The 19,044-nt window shown below is 66.2% G+C and carries 1 protein-coding gene (running past one end of the window); it reads right to left on the bottom strand.

Features of this window, described 5'->3' with window-relative positions:
- Positions 1-19,044: the 5' portion of an Ig-like domain-containing protein gene (locus tag J2X57_RS01930; RefSeq protein WP_309863156.1), read on the bottom strand. The gene continues 17,745 nt to the left of window position 1, outside the view; 19,044 of the gene's 36,789 nt are visible here — the first part of the coding sequence; its start codon is at positions 19,042-19,044; its stop codon lies beyond the left edge, outside the window.

Genomic DNA, 19,044 nt, shown 5'->3' with positions numbered 1-19,044 from the left:
GCGATAGGTGTCACCCGCCTTCGACAGCAGGATACCGGCCGCCAGCGTGGCATTGAGGCTGACCACCTGCGGATTGCTGGTGATCGGCGCGGCCTGATCGGCCGGGCGCAGCAGGCCCCCGGTTTCCAGCGCAGCCAGCCAGCCGTTGACCCAGGTCGACGGGTCGGCGGCCAGTACGGCGAGGTTGGTCGGTGCGCTGGTATCGGCGAGGATCGCCGTACGCAGCTTGAGCGCATACGCGGTCTGTTCCGCGACGAACTCCGCACGCGTCAGCGCCGTAGCCGAAGCCACGATGTTGAACTCGAACGATTCCGACATCAGCTCGAGCTTGGTCAGGATGTCTTCCGGCTCCGTGGAGCGGAAGCGTGCCGCAAGGCCTTCGCCGCCCGGGATCTTGTCGAGGCCGTTGATGCCCTCGTCGAGCAGGCCGGCGGCCTTCCAGTCCGGATGCAACGCGTACAGCGCGTCGCGCAGGCCGGAGAAGTCACGGTTGATCCACGCGGTAAGGCCCGGGTAGGTCTGCAGGCGGAGGGTCATGCCGACGAAACCGCCAGCGGTCACATCGAACGCATAGCCCGGTGCCAGGTTGTAGCCCGCGGTGTTCAGCGTGCCGTCGAGCGACGCCCACGGAATATCCGTGCGCGACGAGGACGACGGTGTCTGGCCATAGGCCTGCGTGTTGGCGGCCGAGTTGGCGACGCTGCCGTACGGCGACCCCGCCACGTTGGAGCCGAACACCAGGAAGGGCAGGTTGAGCCCGTCGATCAGGTACTTGTTGTAGCCCATCTCCACGGCGCCCACGTCGAAGCGCACGTACGGCGTGTCGACGTTGGTCAGGCTCTGCAGCGAGACCGTGTACGTCGCACTGTCACCCGGCTCGAGATTGCGCGGGCCGCCGACGCCGATGGTCACGTCGTCTTCGATGCCGCGCTCGACGAGGTAGCGATCGGCCTCGGTCACGCTCTGGCCGTTCGGGTTGATCACCGTGACGTCGTACAGGCCGTACGGGAAGGCACGCGTATCGAAGATGGCGCGGATATGCGTGGCATCGAGCACCTGCCAGCGATCCGGCTCGGCTTCGTACACGCCCGGGCGGGTGAGCTTGACGATGGCGCCGGCCTGGAAGCTGGAGCCGTAGATGTCCAGCGTGACCCAGCGATGGTCGTCGTCGCTGACACCGCCATGGTCGGGCGTTACCGCCGTGATCGACAGCGGCAGCAGATCGGCGCGCAGCGTGGCCGCCACGGCATGACCGCCGCGACTGCGCACAAGGATGTAATAGTCACCGGCCAGCGTGCTGGCGATCACCGCCTGCTGATCGGCTGCGGACGCGTTGGAGTACGACGCGTCATAGGCATAGGTGGTCGGGATATCGCCGTAACGGATGTAGAGCTCGTTGTCGCCCGTGGCGGCCAGCGAATCGAGCAGCACGCGCAGCGTCTGCCCCGAGGCCACGCTGACCTTGAACAGCTGTGACACGCCGTCGTCGAGCGTAATCGCCTTCGGGCTGGCGACCTGCAGGGAAGGCACGGCCGTCTGAATGGTGGCGGCCGAAGCGGTGAGGTTGTTCGCCTCACCCGGAGCCATCACCAGTCCATTCGCGCCATAGCTGATCGCGCCTTCGTACACCTCGTTGTACAGGTCCGGCCGCACGATGATCCGCCAGCTGCCGTCCTTCAGCGGCGGCAGGTTCGCGGTCAGGGTGCCGGTGTAGCTGGCGTGCCCGGCGAGGTCGCCGCTATGGACCACCTTGCCGAGCAGGATGTCGGTCAGGCCCCAGGTGTTGTCGATCGACAGATAGATCGCATCGGTCCACGTACCGTGCGCCGCGTTATCGGAGTCGTTCGTGATCGTGTACGTCACGGTCACCGGCTGGCCGACCTGGGCGGTCGCCGGCACGGTCACGCTGTCGACCTTGAGGTCGGCCGGCGGCGGGATCTCGATCAGCACCGGTTGCGTTGCCGCGGTAGCGTTGTTCTGATCCTTGCCGAACTCGAGCACCGCGCCGCTGGGACCGGAGCCGAAGGCACGGGCGGGATCGGTGACGACGAAGACATACCACGGGCCGTCCAGATCGGACGGTGCCGTGATGGTGAAACGACCGTCGTAGCTGCCACCGGCGGCGAGACCGCCGCTGTGCCCGAGGTAGCCGAGGTAGCGATCCTGGCTGACGTCGAGGAAGCGGTCGCGCGACAGGTAGACCAGATCGTTCCAGCTGCCCTGATCGCTCGGCGTAGCGCCACCGGCGTTGAGCACGGTGTAGTCGACGACGAACGGTTGTCCCGCCACCACGTGCTCGGGCGCCGTGACCACCGAGACGGTGAGGTCGGGCGGCGTCGCCAGGGTGATCGGCAGGGCCAGCGAGGCGACGTTGTTGCCTTCGTCACGGAACTCGAGAACTCTGCCCGGGCCGCTGCCACGGAGGACGTCGAGGCCATCGCGGATGGTGCTGGGGCTGGAGTAATCCCAGTCCTTCGTGGTCGACGTATCGGCCTTGACGATGACGTGGAAGTTGCCGCTGATGGACTGCGGCAGGTGGAACGTGACGCTGGCCGTGTAGGACTCGCCGGGCTTCAGATAGCGCGGCTGGCCATTGGCGTCGACCAGGGAAATGCCCGCCACGCGGGCTGGGTTGGTGTAACGGTCGCCCTCGGGCAGTGGCGTATCGCTGGCGTCCAGCGTGTCGTCGACGGAAAGGTAGACACCGTCGGGCCACGACGAGACGCGCGTGTCGCGGTCGCCCCGGTTGGTCACGGTCCAGGTCACGGTAACCAGGTCGCCCGATTGCGGTGTCGGGTTCGAGATCGAGATGGTGTCGATCTGCAGGTCGGCTTCACGGTAGGTGATGTCGATACCCGCGTTGCCGATGTTGTTCTGGCCGTTGGCGCCTTCGTAGACAGAGCGCGTATAGACATCGAGCGCGTACTGGTTGGTACCGCCGTTGGTGACTTCGTCGAGGGCCTTGTTGACCGGCGTCGGCGTGGCCAGGCGGTCGGCGGACGTGCCCGTGTCGGTGATGACGTAGATGTAGTAACGCCCGTCCGTACCCGCCGGCAGCGTGATGTTCGCCGTGACGGTGTAGCTCGCGCCCGCCGCCAGTCCCGCCGTGTTGTAGTGCGTGAATGCCCCCAGCGCGGTGGCACGCGACGGAATGAACGTGGGATCGGTGCTGATGTACACCGAGTCCACCCACGCCATGGTGCCGGGCCACACGGCCTCACCCTTGTTCGTCACCGTCCAGGTGATCGGCGTCGGCTCGCCGGAGTAGTTCTGCGTCGGGATGACCACCGAGGTCACCTGCAGGTCGGCCGGATGCGCCACCACGTTGCTGGCGACGGCCTTGAGGTTATTCGTCTCGCTGGTCTCGCGTACGCCATTGAGCGCATCGGTCTGGACGATGACGTACAGACCGGTGATCGACGGCGCCAGCTGCACGGTCTGGTTGATCGTGTACTTCTCGCCGTTGTTGAGCGTGCGGCTCTGCGCATAGGTGCCGATCTGCCAGATCTTCGTGGCCTTGGACAGGTCCGCGTTGTCGGCTACGTACACGTAGTCGGTCCAGCCACCAGTGAAGACATCGCCCGTGTTCTGCACCGTGTAGCTGAAGCTCAGGTTGCCGCCCGCATCCACGTTCGCGGGCGTGGTGACCTGGGTGACCGTGAGGTCGGGCGGCGTGATGCCGAGCACGGAGATCGCGCGCGCCTTGTAGTTGTTGTTATCGAGCTGGGTCGGGTCATCGAGGTTGATGTTCGACGCCAGCGTGTCCTCGAGGATGCTGTCGTACGCGTCGCTCCACACGGTGATGTAGTACTGGCCGCTGAGCGTGCTGTCCGGGATGGTGACGCGCAGGCTGCCGAGGTAATCCGCACCGACGGCGAGGTTGCCGGTGTGGGTGACCTGACCGAGGAGGATGTCGCCGCGGTTCGCGCCCGGTCGGCGCGGGTCCTTGGCCAGCCAGACGGTGTCGGTCCAGCTGTTGGTCGCCGCATCCACGCCTCGCGTGGTCGCGCTGCCGCTGTTGGTCACCTTGTAGTCGACCTGGATGGTCGCTCCGTGCACGGCCTGGTCGGGTGCGACGACGTTGCTGGTGACCAGATCGGCGAACGGGACCGGGTCGACGTGGAACTTCACCGCCTTCTGGTTGTTGGCTTCGTTGGGGTATTCATCGACGTTGAAGTCGCCGTCGGCGACCACGATGAGATAGACGTCGCCACGATAGGTGATCGGGATATCGATGGAACCCGACGCATTCGTGTAGCGCTCGGTCGGCGCCAGTGCGCTGCCGTTGTCGAACACGCCGACCAGCACGTCGTCACCGCTGAGCGTGCCGTCCAGCGAGAGATAGACCTTGTCACGCCAGTGGCCGCTGGCGGGCAACGGTCCCTGGTTGACGATGGTGTACTGGATGCCGACCTTCGTACCGGCGGTCACCGTCTCGGGAATCGCGACCGTATCCACCTGCAGATCCGGACGTGCCTGCAACACCACCTGCGACGCCGTGGAAGCGATGGTCAGATTGTTGTCGCGCGCGCTGCCGTACTCATAAACCTGTGCGGCGCTGTCCTTGCCCAGGTTGCTGTTGGTGATGACCTCGATGCGGTACAGGCCTTCGATCTTCGCCGGGAGGCGGATCTGCTCGGTGCGCGTGTAGGTCTTGCCGGCATCGAGCGGACGGTCATAGGTGTACGTGCCGAGCGTGATGGCCTGGCCGCCGCTGGTCGGGACCAGGAGCACGGTGTCGACCCATGTGCCCACGGCCTGGGCATCGCCCTGGTTGATCACCGTCCAGGCGACGTCGACGACGCTGCCTTCGACTGCGCTGGCCGGCATGCTGACGGCCTGCACGAAGAGGTCGGGCGACGGCGCGAGTTGCACCGGTACCGCGGCGCTGTGACCCTCGTTATTGTCGCCGTAGATGAACTCGAACGGTCCGCTCGTGCGGACATTGACGTACCAGGTGCCGGAAAGCCCGTTAGGCACGGTCACGTTGATGCTGCGCACGTAGCTGTCGCCGACCTCGAGCTGGCCGATGTGGCTGGCACCGCCGAGGTTGATCCGGTTGCCCGTGCCGTCGGCGTTGCTGCTGAGCCACACGCTGTCAGACCACTCGGCCTGATCGGTGATACCGATGCCCTGGTTCGCCACCGCCCAGGTCACGACGAGCGGCTGCCCGCTGATCGCCGTGCCCTGGGTCGAGACGTTCCGCACGACGAGGTCGGCATACGGCTTGGGCATCACATCGACGAAGTGATCCGCGGCCAGCGTGTCGTTCGCGGTGGAACCGTCCTGGAAGACCTGCTTCGTGGCATCCGTCACGACGTAGAGCTTGTACCGCCCGGTGAGGCCCGGAGGCAGCAGGGTGGTGAAGTCGCCCCGGTAGCTCTGGCCCGCGGCCAGCGATCCATCATGACGCACTTCGCCGACGACGCGGTCGTCGCTGTTGCCGATGATGTCATCGGTGGACAGGATGATGCGGTCGATCCAGCCGGTGGTGTCGCCGGCGCCGGTACCCGCGTTGGTCACCGTCCAGCTCACCGCGAGGGTGGCCGGGTCGGCGATCAGCGTGGTCGGCGCCTGCACGGCGCTCACGACAAGGTCGGCATGGGGCGCCAGCTGAACGAGGACGGCGGTGCTCGCCGTATTGTCGGCACGGGAGTGGTCGTCCAGTACGCGGCCCGCGTCGGTGATCACGATGATCTCGTACTCGCCGCGTGCATCCAGCGGCACGGCGATGTCGGCGGAGGCGTCATAGCCTGCGCCGCTGGCGAGGCCACCGGTATGCACGATGTCGGCGAGCTTCGTCTGCTTGCCACCCACCGACAGGAAGACCTGGTCGACCCAGTCGCCCGTGGCGGCGCCACCGTGGTTGTCGACATGCCAGATGACGTGCAGGGATGTGCCTGACTGCACGGTCGCCGGGCCGCCGACAGTGACGACCGCGAGGTCGGGACGGGCGACCGTGACGCTGCCCGCGGCGGCGGTCGTGTTGTCGCCTTCGCCATCGCGCTCGTAGACGGTGTTGTCCGTATCGGTACGGACAACCCATGTATAAACGCCCTCGGCCAGCTGCGTCGGCACGCTTACCGTGATGGTGCGCGCCGCATGCGCACCGGCCGCCATCGCGTCGGTGTAGAACCGGCTGCCCACTTCCGTGAGGTTGCCGTTGGCGTCGCGGAGGTAAACGATGTCGCGCCAGGCGGTGGTCGTCGCGTCGTTGCCCGTGTTGTTCGCGGTGTAGGCGACCGTGACGCTGTCGCCCGGGCGGACGGCGGCCGGGCCAGACACCTCGGTGACGGTAAGGTTGGCCACCGGCGCGAGCACGACATGCAAGGGCGTGGACGACGTCAGCGTGTTGTTGGCGCTGCGGCCACCCTCGGTGACGGCGTTGTTGAGGTTGGTGATGACCTGGATCGTGTAGTCACCGACCAGGTCCCGCGGCAGCGTCAGGGTGGCCGTGGCGGTATAGCTGCCACCGGCTGCGAGGATGCCGCTGTGGACCACGGAACCCGCCAGCACCACATCGGCCTGGCCAGCGCGCGAAAGAACCACGCGGTCGTTCCAGAGGGCGACATCGGTGGCCAGGTTGCCGGCGTTGGTCACGGTCCAGGTGACCTTGATGCTCTCGCCGCTGTTCGCGCTGGGAGGCGAGGTGACCTGGGTCACCGCGAGGTCGGTGTACGACGCGATGACGTTGAGCGGCGTCGCCGTGCTGATCGTGTTCGCGCGGGTATCTGGCTCGAGCACTTCCGCGCGCGAGTCGGAGCGCACGAACAGGTAGTAGCCACCTTCCGCCAGCAGCGGCAGGGTCACGGCGAGGGCCTGGGCGTAGCTCTGGTTCACGCCGAGCACACCGGTGTGACGGATGCTGCCGATGACGATATCGTCGGCATTGCCGAACGTGCCGTCCTTGCTCAGCACGATTTCGTCGGTCCACGCGCCGCCGGTGATGGCGCCGCCCTGGTTCGTGACGGTCCATCCGAGGTTGATGGTCTGCCCACCGGCCGCCTGGGTGGGGGCGGTGAGCCCGCTGACCCTGAGGTCGGCATACGACGTGGTCGCCGAGCGCACGGTAGTCGCCGCGCTGTTGTTCGACTCGGCATCGTTGGTCAGATTCGCCTCGTACAGAACGCCGACGCCGGCAGCGTTCTGGTCGGTGGTGACGGTGATGGCGAGATTGCCAGCACCGCGCACGCCGTCGGGGAGCCGGAAGGTGTAGCTGCGCAGCTTGTGGCCGCCCGGACCGATCGGACCATTGGCCGTACCGTCGACCAGAGCGAGCGGATCGTAGGGGAGCGTGGCGTCGATGAGCACCAGCCCACCGTCGGCACGCGACACGGTGATGCGGTCGTTGAAGGCGGCGCTGGTGGGGCTGCTGCCGTCGTTCCAGTCTTCCCAGGTGACCGTGACGAGGCCACCGGCCTGGACGGTGGACGTGACGATCTGCAGGTTGCGGACGGTAAGGTCCGGGCCGACGGTTACGCTGCCGGCGACGACGTTATTCGCTTCTCCCGTACCGGCGGCGTTGGCCTCGGCGACGTCGTTGGCGCTGTCCGCGATCACGCGGATGGTGAAGTTGCCCGCCGCATCGACGCCGTCCGGCCAGGTGAACGTGGCGTGGCGTGCCTTGGTGGCGCCGGCGGCGAAGGGGCCGTCGTTCAGTACGTCGCGAAGCGTCACGGTGGCGACGATGCGACCCGTCGAGGCGTTGCGCACCTCCAGCGTTTCGCTGAACGGCGCGAGGATGTCCGCGTTGCCCGCGTTGGCGGACGTCCAGTCGACGGCCACCTTCTGGCCCGGTACGAAGCCGCTCGATGGCGAAAGCGACAGACCGGCGACGGTCAGGTCCGCGTAGGGTGCGAGGGCGACCTCGATATCGAGGTGCGCGGTGTTGTTGCTCTCAGCCGTCCCGCTGGCATTGCTTTCGTTCAGCAGGTTGTCCGAATCGGCGATGATCGTGATCGACAGCGTGCCGCTGGCGTCCACGCCATCGGGCAGGTGCAGCAGCGCGTGCCGGACGATGGCACCGCCCGCGGCGATGGGCGCATTGGACGGATCCGTGGCGTCGTACGGCAGCACGATGTCGAGAATGATCGCGCCCGTGGCGGCGTTGCGCACCACGACGCGGTCGTTCCAGGTACCCGTGGTGGCGATCGAACCGCGATTCTCGAGCGTCCAGCTCAGGTCGATGGTCTGGCCGGTATGGATATCGCTGGCCGGAGCGACGGCGACCTGGTTCACCGCGAGATCCGGTGCGGGGTTGGTCACGAGCGTGTCCAGCACGACCGTTTCGGTTACGGGCACGTGCACCATGCGGAAGGCGACGCCGGGCGATGTCGCCGTGCCGTTGTCGAAGCGTTCGACGCTCAGCGTGTAGCGGCCGCTCAGAGCCAGTTTCGGCAGGTCGAAGCCGGTGCCGGTGAGACGGTAGCGGTATACCTGTGCATCGGTGTCGTAGACGCCTTCCCATGACGCCAGGAAGCGCGTGCTCATCACCGGGTGGCCATTCGGGTCGAGAATCGTCCAGGCGATGGGCGTTGCCGACGTGTCGGTGGCAAATTCGCCCGGCAGCACGTCGAAGTAGTAGCTCTCACCCGCGACCAGATCGAAGCCGTACGTGCGCACTTCATTGGAGGCAGGGGTGGCGTCGATGGCCGTATCCAGCGGTGTGGCGCTGACGTTTTGATCGTCGATCACGTGGAACCGATACGCCGCCGTTGACGTATTGCCGTTCGTTATCACCAGCGTCCAGTGGCCGGCGGGAACCATCACGGTCGGATTAACCGTCCAGGACCAGTAACTGTATGAGCCCGCGACGGACGAGCTCATCAACGCCTGGCCGTCGTCGCCGATCAGGCGCCAGGTAAGGCCGCTGGACGAGTCGAGGTTATCGAAGGTCAGCAGATGGGGTTCACTGAGCGTCAGGCCGTAAGAGACCTGGCCGAGCTCCGTGAGCGAACCGGAGGCGATGCTGCCGATGGGCAGCGGCGTCTCGGACACGGAGACCGAGAAGCCCATCGAGATATCGCCCGTGTACCAGCTGCTGGATACGATCACGAGCAGGTAGTCGCCCGGCACGATATGGAGCGTGCCGCTCGGGTAGTCCGCCGAACCGCTGGCGACGGCGTCGCCCAGGTACGACACGAGCTTCCACGTGGCGCCGCCATTGTTGTAGATGTGGGAGCCGGGGTCATACGCGAACATGCCGTTCTGATCGACCGTCACGCGATAAGCGAGAGCCTGACCATCGGGATGGAGGATGCCGGTGGCACCGTTGCCCGACCCGATGCTGGAAGCGCCGTCGAGGCTGGACAGAGTGAACCGCGTGTCCTGCGCATAGCCGTCGACGTTGGTGAACCGGATCGTGTAGCGTCCGCCGTCGGCGAGATGGATAGCCTGCGTGCCCAGACCGTTCAGGGCATGCGCATAGACGAGGATGCCATGCGCGTCAAAGATCTCAACGTTGGCGCGCAAGTTGCCGTTCGCGGATCCCAGCCATAGCATCTGTCCAGCCGTCGCGTCGAAAACGTAATCCCGGTAGCCCGTACCCTGCAGCGTGATGGCGGCTGGCGTGCCGATGACGATCGGCGATGCGACCGGAACGCCGATGGACACGGTGACATTGAAAGAGCGCGTGTACGACGAGTTTCCGTAGCTGTCGCGTACCAGAAGGTAAGTGCCCGTGCGCGGCATGGCGGCAACGCTGTCGCCCGCGGAGAGCGTAGCGACGCGATGGCCGAACGCGTCATAGAGCGACCAGGTGCCGTAGTAGTCCGAGCCGGAGAGCTGGAAGACCGATCCTTCACTGGCATCGAGCCGCCAGGCGTCCGCGTAACCGTCCATGTTCTGGCTCGAGATCCCGTCGCCCGGGGACAGGGCAGGGGCGTTGTCGAGGTCGATCAGTCGTGCCGAGAGGTAATTGGGCCACGCGTTGTTGACGCGGAGCTCGTAGTTGCCGGCGTCGAGTGAGAGCAACAGGCCAGCGTCGGCATCGACGCCTGTGAAGTGTCCCTGCTCGACGGCGACGCCATTTCGGTAAAGCGTCCAGGCCTGACCAGCACCATTGAACTGGGTGATGTCCACGAGCACGTGGCGTGGCGTGTCGAGGTCGAACCTGAGAGAGCTTCCTTCCTGAAGCTGTACGACCTGGCCGAACCCATAGTTCGTCGCCGTTTTCAGCATGAATGTGACGGGCACGCCGTCGGGGTAGGTGGCAGAGTAGCCCGTCCTGACGACCAGCAGATAACGCCCTCCGTCAATAAAGGCCGGATAGGGTGTCTGCAGCGAATCGGATCTGACTAGGTTGCCGCTCTCGTCATAGAGCTGCCATGTTCCGTAAGCGCCCTCCTGGTAGCCGAAGCTTTCCGTATTCGAACGGAACTGTCCGCCACCGGTGAGCCAGAACATGGCCGGCTGAGCGGTGCCGGCAGCGATGTGCACGGGCTCATCGAACGCGATGGGCTTCACCGACTGAGTATCGAACATACGCACGTCGAATGCCGGGGACGCGGCATCCACCGTGAACGTGAGAACATAACGACCCGCATCGAGAGTAGCGAGCGCAAGGTCGTCGCTGCCGCTGCCCAGATACCCGGACGCAACGACGCCGCCGACGCCGGTGATCACCCAGGAGATCGAGGCGTCGGCACCGCTGGACGTGAGAAGGAGAGGCGTGCGTCCTGTGAGTTCAACCGCGTAGCTCGCTACGAACGGACGACCCTCGTCACCGGTCGGCGATATGTGCAATGTTTCGCCCGGCCGGGCGGCAGGCAGTGCGTTGAAGCCCTGATTGGTCAGCGTGACGCCTACCGTAGGCGACGCGTCGCTATTGCTCTGCACCCAGACCAGATAGTAGGTTCCGTCGGCCGGGAACCGCGGCAGGATCCCGGGAGTGCTCGTACCACCTGAGCTGACGACCTTGCCGCTCGCGTCCAGCAACGTCCACTGCGCGGCGGTATCGAGGTCATCGCGCATGGCGCTCGTCAGCAACAGCTGCTGACCCGCCTTGCCATCGATGCGCTGGAACGCAGGCGTGGTGCCCGCGAGTGTCAGGCTGGTCGAACCGGTGGCGGCCGTGGCCGTCGCCTTCGCAAGGTCGAAGAACGCGAACCGGTAGGTCGTTCCCCAGTTGTAGGAACCCTGGGCGCTGGCGATCGAGAAGGTGTAGTCGCCCGGTGCCAGATCGAGAACCATGTAGCGCTGGCTGCTGTTGTTGTCGACTTCGAAGCGCTCGCCCGTAGCAAGATTCGTGAGCACGACATTGTCGTAGCCGAAGGCGAAGCCGACGGCGTAGCGCCCGGCATGGTCGACATGCACCGTGCGGATGTCGACCGCGCCCATCTGCGGGACGTGTCCGTCGTTGACCGTGTCGACGATCGCTGGCGTGGGGCGATTGATGAAATAGTCCGCCGTATAGCCGGACTGCAGCACGTCGACGTACCAGAAGCCATCCGCCGTCGCGGTAAAAGTCAGCAGCGCGCCGTTGCCGTCCCCGCTGGACAGGTCGGCCAGGACCGACAGGTCACTGCCATAGATCACCAGACGTGCCTGCGCCGCGGGCGTGATGTAGTACGTCTGTCCTGCCTTCACCGGGATCGCGGTCAGCATGCCCGTCATGGCCGTGGCGGTCGGATCGATCGGCGTCGCCGAAGCAAGCGTGAGCACGGAGAAGTCGAAACTGACGTTGTCGCCCTGGTTCGTGAACACGAGGCGATAGTCACCCGCGCCGAGTCTGACCGTGGGCCACTCGGTAGAGTTCATGGAACGGCTCCCGGCGACGGCGTGGCCGGTGCTGTCGAGCAGGCTCCAGGAGACGGAATACAGATAGTCCTGCGTGACCAGACGGAACAGGTCGGCTTGCTGGACGTGCAGCGTGAAGGTCTGGGTGGTGCCCGCCTGCAACGCCACCGTCTGACTGCCGCCGTCAGTGATCGCCACGTCGGGGGACGCCTGACTCCCCTGGTTCGTGCGTGCGGCTGTCAGCGTCAGGCGCCCGGAGCCGTACGATCCGTTTACCCGGACGTAGAACCGGCCCGAGGCATCGAACAGGACCGTGACGGACTGGCCGCCGCTGGCGGAAGTCACCGTATCGCCCTGGGTCTCCAGGATCTCCCACGACAACGACGACGCGTTCTGATCGGTCGACGTGAGGGTGTACGTGTCGCCGGGCTGGCCTTCGATGCGGACCCATGCCGAGTCCGTGGGGCCGTGCAGCTCGACATCGACCGTACCTCCGTCGGCAAGCCGGGGAGCGTCGGCAAGATCGATCACCGTGACCGTGGTGATCGCATCGCCGTCGCTGGAAGCTTCCGCCGACCGCGCGGCGAAGGACGGCGGCTGTTCGCCGTCGCCGCGTTGCCGGTCGAACTCGAGGCGGTAGCTGCCCGCCGCAAGCGACAGGGGATTCGCCTGGTAGCCCGTGTAATTCCAGTCGACCACGGCGTGGCCACGCGCATCGACGACGCGGTAGAAGGCGTAAATGTCGCTGCCATGCGGCAGGACGATGGCGATCTCCGTATCGTGCGTCAGTTCGAAGCCGAAGACCTGGCGATAATCGTTCGTGTCGTCGATCGTCAGCGGTACCGCGGTACCCAGCGCGATCGGCTTGACCACGTCCTCTACCGGCGTCGCGCTGAGAGCGAACGTGATGCTGCCCGACGCACCCTGGCTCCGGGCCACGATGAGCCGATAGCCGCCGCCCGCGAATCGACGCGAGCCGGTAAACGCGCCCTGACCCTGATCGATCGTCTGTCCGTTCCGCACGATCATCCACGCGAGATCGTTCTCGTCGCCGTCGGTGATCTGAAGGGACAGCGCGGTCACGGCGGTATCCGCGGGCAGCGCGTAGACCGCGGCGGACGCGTCATCCACGAGCGTCGCGCCGATGGTCGTCGCGCCGGCCGGTGTGGCCGCATCGAGGTCAAGCAAGGTGAACGCGAACGGGGTGCCCGGTTCGCTTGCGCCGACGAGTACGGTGTAGCGCCCCTTATCCACCCAGGATGAGCTTCCGTCGCGCAGCACTGCGTAACCGTTCGCATCGAGCACGGTGATCTGGGTGCCGGCGTCACCGTTCCAGATAAGGAAGTTGCCGCCGGTGGCGACGTCCAGCGAGTACGCCGCGACGCCCGGCTGCTCAGGCGTCTGGCCGGTGACCGTGCCTGACGGCAGCACCGTCGGCACATAGCTTGTCGCGGCAAGGTCGTAATGACCGTCGTCGTTGTCGCCGCCCCCGTGGACGACGAGGGTGTACCGGCCTTCGGCGACGGGCCCGAGTCTGAACGTGCCTGCCCCGGTGGCGTCGACCACGATCGACCCGTCGGGACCCCGCAGCGACCACGTCATGTCGCTTCCCGCGGAGGCGAAGGTCACGGCCAGCGACTGACCCGGAGCGAGGTCGACGGTCCAGAACGCGGAGCCGGACGCCTGCGGCAGGGCGGTCGCGACCGGACCAGCGTCAAGGGAGGATGCGGACCACGATGAAAGGCTCTGAAGCCCATACGTGGCATCGTCGCTCGTGGCTTGCACGAACAGAACGTAGTCGCCCGACGCCAGATAGCGGGGCTCCCCAGCGATGGCTCCGATGTCGCTCCAGACTCCATCGACGCCGTGCCGCATGAGCTTCACGCGGACCCCGTCCGCGGATACCGGACTGTCGATCTGGAACAGGCCGCCCGCCGGTACGCTGATGGCGTACGCGACGCCGTCACCGGTACGCGCCAGCGTGCCCGAAAGTTTACCGTCCGCAGGCAAGGCGGGGAGCCCCAGCGACGTGATGCTGAGGGTGCCGGTCGCATCGGTCTGGCGGATGGACTGAGCGAGTACGAGGATGTAGCGGCCGTCATCCAGCAACGGGGTATCGATCGATGTCGTCGAGGTGCCCGATGTCACAAGGACACCGTCCGCGCCATAGAGCTTCCAAGCCGTGTCAGGCATGCCGGCAACCGCGATGCTCAGCGCGTGCGGAGAACGCACATCGATGCGATAGATCGCCAAATCGCGGCCAGCCGGGATCGTGACGGCGGTATCGCCGTCGAACGCCGGAGTCGCTCCCGCACTATCGACGCTGTGCCAGGCGAACAGCGCATCGTCGGCAAGCGCCTCGACGGTGAGGGTGTAGTCGCCGGCGGCGAGCAGCAGTCCGAGCGTGGCAGGATCGCTGCCGTCATGGATCACGCCGCCGATCGCGATGTGCCAGCGCACGGCGCGCGATCCGGTATCGCGTAGCAGTTCGCCAAGCGGCAAGATCTGGTCGTAAGCCACCACGAGGCGAACGCTTGCCCCATCGCCCGCATGGGCGAGGGTCCCGCTGACGTCGGTGCCGAGCGTGACGCTGTCGATGGATGTCCCGGGCTGCCCCGCCTTGCGGGTCGATGCGATCGTGTACGACGCGCCTGCCGCACCCCGGATGACCACGATCCTGTCGACGCCGTTCGCCAGCGACCTGCCGATGGCCGCGCCGATGAACGGGCCGTTGGCAGAGTAAACGCGCTTACCCGCGCCATCGTAGACATCGACGGCGACCTCGCCTGAGACGGTCAGGGCGAGATCGGTGAGATCGGCATCGGCCTCGATGCGGTAGACAGCGGAGCCCGTGGTGTCAACGCTGGCCTGGGTTACCGCATCGAACGGTAGTGCCGCCAGCGTGCCCAGGTCGACCAGGCCGAGATGGAAATCGCCGACGAAGTCGGCGCCTCCGATTTCCAGGGTGTACGTGCCATTGCCCAGGGAAACGGGCAGGGCGGTCGAGCCGGTCCCCCGCGCGACCTCACTGTTGTCCGCGCCACGCAGTATCCAGGTGAAGGCGGAGCCCGCGTCCCCGCCGATGAGCAAGCGCGTCGGATAGTTCAGTGCGACGCGCCAAACCTGCGGCACGGACGGTTCACTTGCATGGCCACTGACGCCGGCACCGGGGGTGGCGTCGCCTTCGAAGGCACGCAGATGCGTCACGCTGGTGTCGATCGGTGTGCCGGAGGGAGCGCCGGCCGCGCGGAGTTCGATGAACCAGGTACCTGCCGAGGGGAGCGGAAGGATCAGGGTGCCGTCCGCGCCGTAACCGGCTGTCCAGCCGCCCTGCCTCTGCCCGTTGGCGTCGAGGAGATACACCTCGAACGTCTGGCCGCTCTGGCTCGCGGCGAGCTTGACGTAGTCGCGCACGCCGGCGTCCAGACGGTAGACGACGGCGCCCGTCGACGGCAGCGAGGTGGCCGCGAGGGTATCGACGGTGAGCGTCGTCGCACTGCCGAGCAACAGCACGCGGAAGTCGATGTCGCCCGTGGCGAGTCCGCGCGGGGTGATCGTCAGGCGGTACGTTCCGGCATACGGCAATGCCGTGCCGTTCGTGACATCGCGGAACGCGGAGGATCCGGTCAGCTGCCCCTCGGGACCGGTGAGTGTCCAGTCGACATCGTCGCGCTCATTGAGCGCGTCCAGCAGCAGGACGTCCGGCCTTGCCAGCGTGAAGTCGTAGCTCCAGGACTGTCCAGGCGCGGCGATGACATCATGCACGCTTTCGCCGGGTACCAGCGTTCGCACTTCACGCGTGACGGAAAGCACGCTGGTGGCCACGGTAACGACCTGACCCTGCACTCCCGACGGGAAGACGACCAGCGTGTAGTGTCCCCCTCGCAGCGTCGTCGCAGTGGCGTTGTAGTACGTCGCGCCGTAGGCGACGATCTGGCCGAAACTGTCGTAGAGATTCCAGTACGCATCGCCGCCCGTGGCGGTGAGGACCGGAAGGTAGTCGCCCGCGGCCAGATCGAGCCCGTAGACCGTGTGGTCGCTCATCCCGAGCGTGGCGCTGGCCGTGGCGCCGGCGACAAGCGGTGCCTGCGCCGCGCGGCCGATCATGGAGAAACCGAAGCCGCCCACCGCGAGATCGCTGCGCGTCAGCGTCAGAACGTACGTGCCCGCCGGAAGGCGCAGGAGCATGCCCGTGCGGTCGAGGTTGCGTGAGGTGAACTCGACACCGCGAGGACCGGTCAGGCTCCAGAGAGTGTTGTTATCGAACGCGGTCGGGGCGAAGTACACCGTGTCCGCCGCATCGAGGGTGAAGCCATAGCGGATCGACTCCCCCGGCGACGCGATGCTTCCGGTTACCGGCGTATTCAGCGCAACGGGCCTGGCGGTGACCGGTCGCTGACCGATGGTGAAGTCGAGCGAGAGCGACTGCCCGGCCAGATTCGATCGCGGGATGATCTGCAGCAGGTAGTCACCTGTGCCGGTCAGCGCGATGCTCGCGGCGTCTGAGAAATAGTAACTGTCGTAAACGATCCTGCCGTCGGGGCCGAGGAGACGCCAGCCAGCGGCATTCGCGCCACTGAGAGCCTGGAAGTAGATCTGCTCCCCAGCCTCACCGTGCAGGTGGAAGCTGCGAATCTGGTCGCCGGTGCCGTTGGAGGTCACGACCGTGCCAGGCATGACATCCGGCGCACCCGACGCATCGAGCAGGCGGAGCCGGTAATTCGCCGGCGTATTCACCGTGTTCCGCACGGCGAACGTGTATTCGCCCGCTTCCATCCAGAAGGGGCTGCTGTCGCTTGTCGCCGTGTACCAGCCCACGCGAACGGAACCGTCGCGCGAGATGCTCCACTGCACGTTGGACGACGTCGTACCACCGATCGCGTCGAACGTGACCCAGCCCGCGTGGGCCATCGTGAAGGTATAGGAGGCAGCGGATGCGCGACCGGCCAGGGAGCCTGCGATGGCGTCGTTGAGCGCGAGCGGCGCGCTGGGCGCATCGACCTGGCTGATGGTCACCGTATCGCGACCGGTCCCGGTCGCGCCGTAAGAGCCCACGGCCAGGAACGTGTAGGTCCCGGAGATCGCCACGTCGTACACGTAGTCCGGCAGTAACGGGTCGTACTGCCCAACGACCGTGCGGCCATAGGGGTCGATCAACACGTAGGTCGCATACGACCCGGTGTAAGAGGTGGCGATACTGAGCCGCGTCCCTGCCGTGGCGTCGACGCGCCAGGCCAGCGTGGCGCTGGCTGGCGAGCGTGTGCCGGTCGTCGGCTGGCCCAGCGGCATGCTGTTGGCCGCCGACGCGTCGATCAGCTGGAAAGCGTAGTTGCCGTTGTTGTAACTCCACTCGGAAGAGGCGCCTTGCGCGGTCAACGTGTAGTCACCCGCGACGAGGAACAGCGCGATGTCGCCGCTGTAGATCTGACGCTGGTCGAAGACGACGCCACCAGGGCCGCTCAGCGACCAGATGGCGGACGAGTACGGACTCTGGCTGTCGAAGGCGAAGACGCCGTCGGTGCTCACATGGAAGCGATAGACCGCCTGGGCATCCCACGTGCCGAGCGCACCCGAAACCACGCTGGAAGGGGTCAGAGGCAGCGCGTCCGCGGGCGGCTGGACGGGCGTCCCGCCGGTCGCATCCGGGTTCGACTTGCCGATAGCGAACGCGAACGTACCCGTCACGCCCGGGTCGCCGTCGATCACGAGCTCGTAATCACCCGGCGGCAGGCCGTTGGCCGCTACGTCGTCCTGATCGCTGGACAGGTATCGGCGCGTGAATCCGCTGCCATAAGCACCCGTCAGAGACCACGCGAGCCCGCTGGTCGCCTGTGCCGTGTCGAAGACCAGGGAAGTCGAGGCGTCCAGATGGAAGCGGTAAACGCTGCGCTGACCGGACAGGCCCACGGCGCCGCTGATGCGCGAAGCGAGATCGAACGAGGCCGGATCGAGGGTGGTGACGATATCCGGCACGGCCTGGAAAGAGAAACCGAAGTCGGTCTGGGTCTCGCTGGTCCCCAGGGCCAGCGTGTAGCGCCCGGTTGTGCCGGCGACGAACCTCAGGAACGCCGCCGCCGAATTGCCTGCGTTGACGGCCCGGCCGTAGGCGTCGAACAGGCGCCAGGATACGTAACCCTGCGACGAGGTCAGTCCACTCAGTGCGTAGGCCTGGCCCTTGACCAGATCGACGGTGTAAAGCCGCCGGCCGTCCGCCGCGCCGATCGTGTCGTTTACCGTGGCGCCCGTCAGCACGGAGGTTGCGGTCGCCGTGCCACGGAGCACGAATCCGCTTGGCGTCGTCCCCGGCGCGCTGAAGGCCGAGGTCACGGTCACCGTGTAATCGCCGGCGTCGAGCCAGTAAGCATCCCGCGATCCGGCACTGCTGCCGTAGTCATTGTCGACGAGCTTGCCGGCGGGTCCGGTGAGCGACCAGAGATAGTCGGGACCGGAAAGGCTGGTGAACAGGACGGACTGCGCCTGATCGACGTGGAAGTGGTATCGGTATTCCTGGCCCTGACCGGGAGCGAGGAAGGTCTCGACCTTATCCAGCGAGGTGTCCTGATCGGTGTCCGCGATCGTATTCAGCTGGAACGAGAAGTCCACGGGCGCGGTGTTGGCGATGGCGCCCTCGATGACGAGAAGGTACTGGCCGGCATACGCCGCCGTAAATCCCGTGTGGCCGTTGACCGAGGCATTGCTGCCGGTGTCACGCCCGTACGGGTCCACGAGGCGCCAGGTCGTGTTGGCATAGGTGCCGTCGGACGAGGCGAACTGGCCGTCGAAGCTGAATTTCTGACCGGCACTCGCATCGAAGCGATACACCGCGGAATCGTTACCCCGCGTGAGCGATCCGCTGGTGGACGCACCCACGGCGACATCGGCGGCCGCCTGGGCGTCGATGATCCGGAGGGCGTAACTGCCGACCGCGTCATCGGTGCCGTCGACGCTGAGCGTATACGTGCCGGCCGCAAGGTCGAACGCGGGGGAGCGGTAGCCCCCATCCGTATAGCCAAGCGCCGCGGTGCCCACCGTTCCCGACGGCCCGCTCAGCGTCCAGCTGATGTCGCTGCGGTTGGTGAGGCTGTCTAGGACGATCCGACGGTCGTCCTGGAGGGTGAACTGGTATTGGTTCTGCTGCCCCGGCGCCGTCAGGCTGCCGTCGATCGCGATCGCCGCCGGATTCACATCCCCCGACAACAACACCCTCGGCTCCAGTGCCTCGAACCGGATCGCGGCTGGCGCGTTCTCCGGCGGCGCGCTTTCCTGACCCAGATCCTTGCCCGACGAGCGATTAGACGACGATTCCAT

The sequence above is a fragment of the Luteibacter sp. 1214 genome (assembly GCF_031455395.1).
Classification (GTDB): Bacteria; Pseudomonadota; Gammaproteobacteria; order Xanthomonadales; family Rhodanobacteraceae; genus Luteibacter; species Luteibacter mycovicinus.
This window is presented reverse-complemented; position numbering and strand designations above follow the sequence as displayed.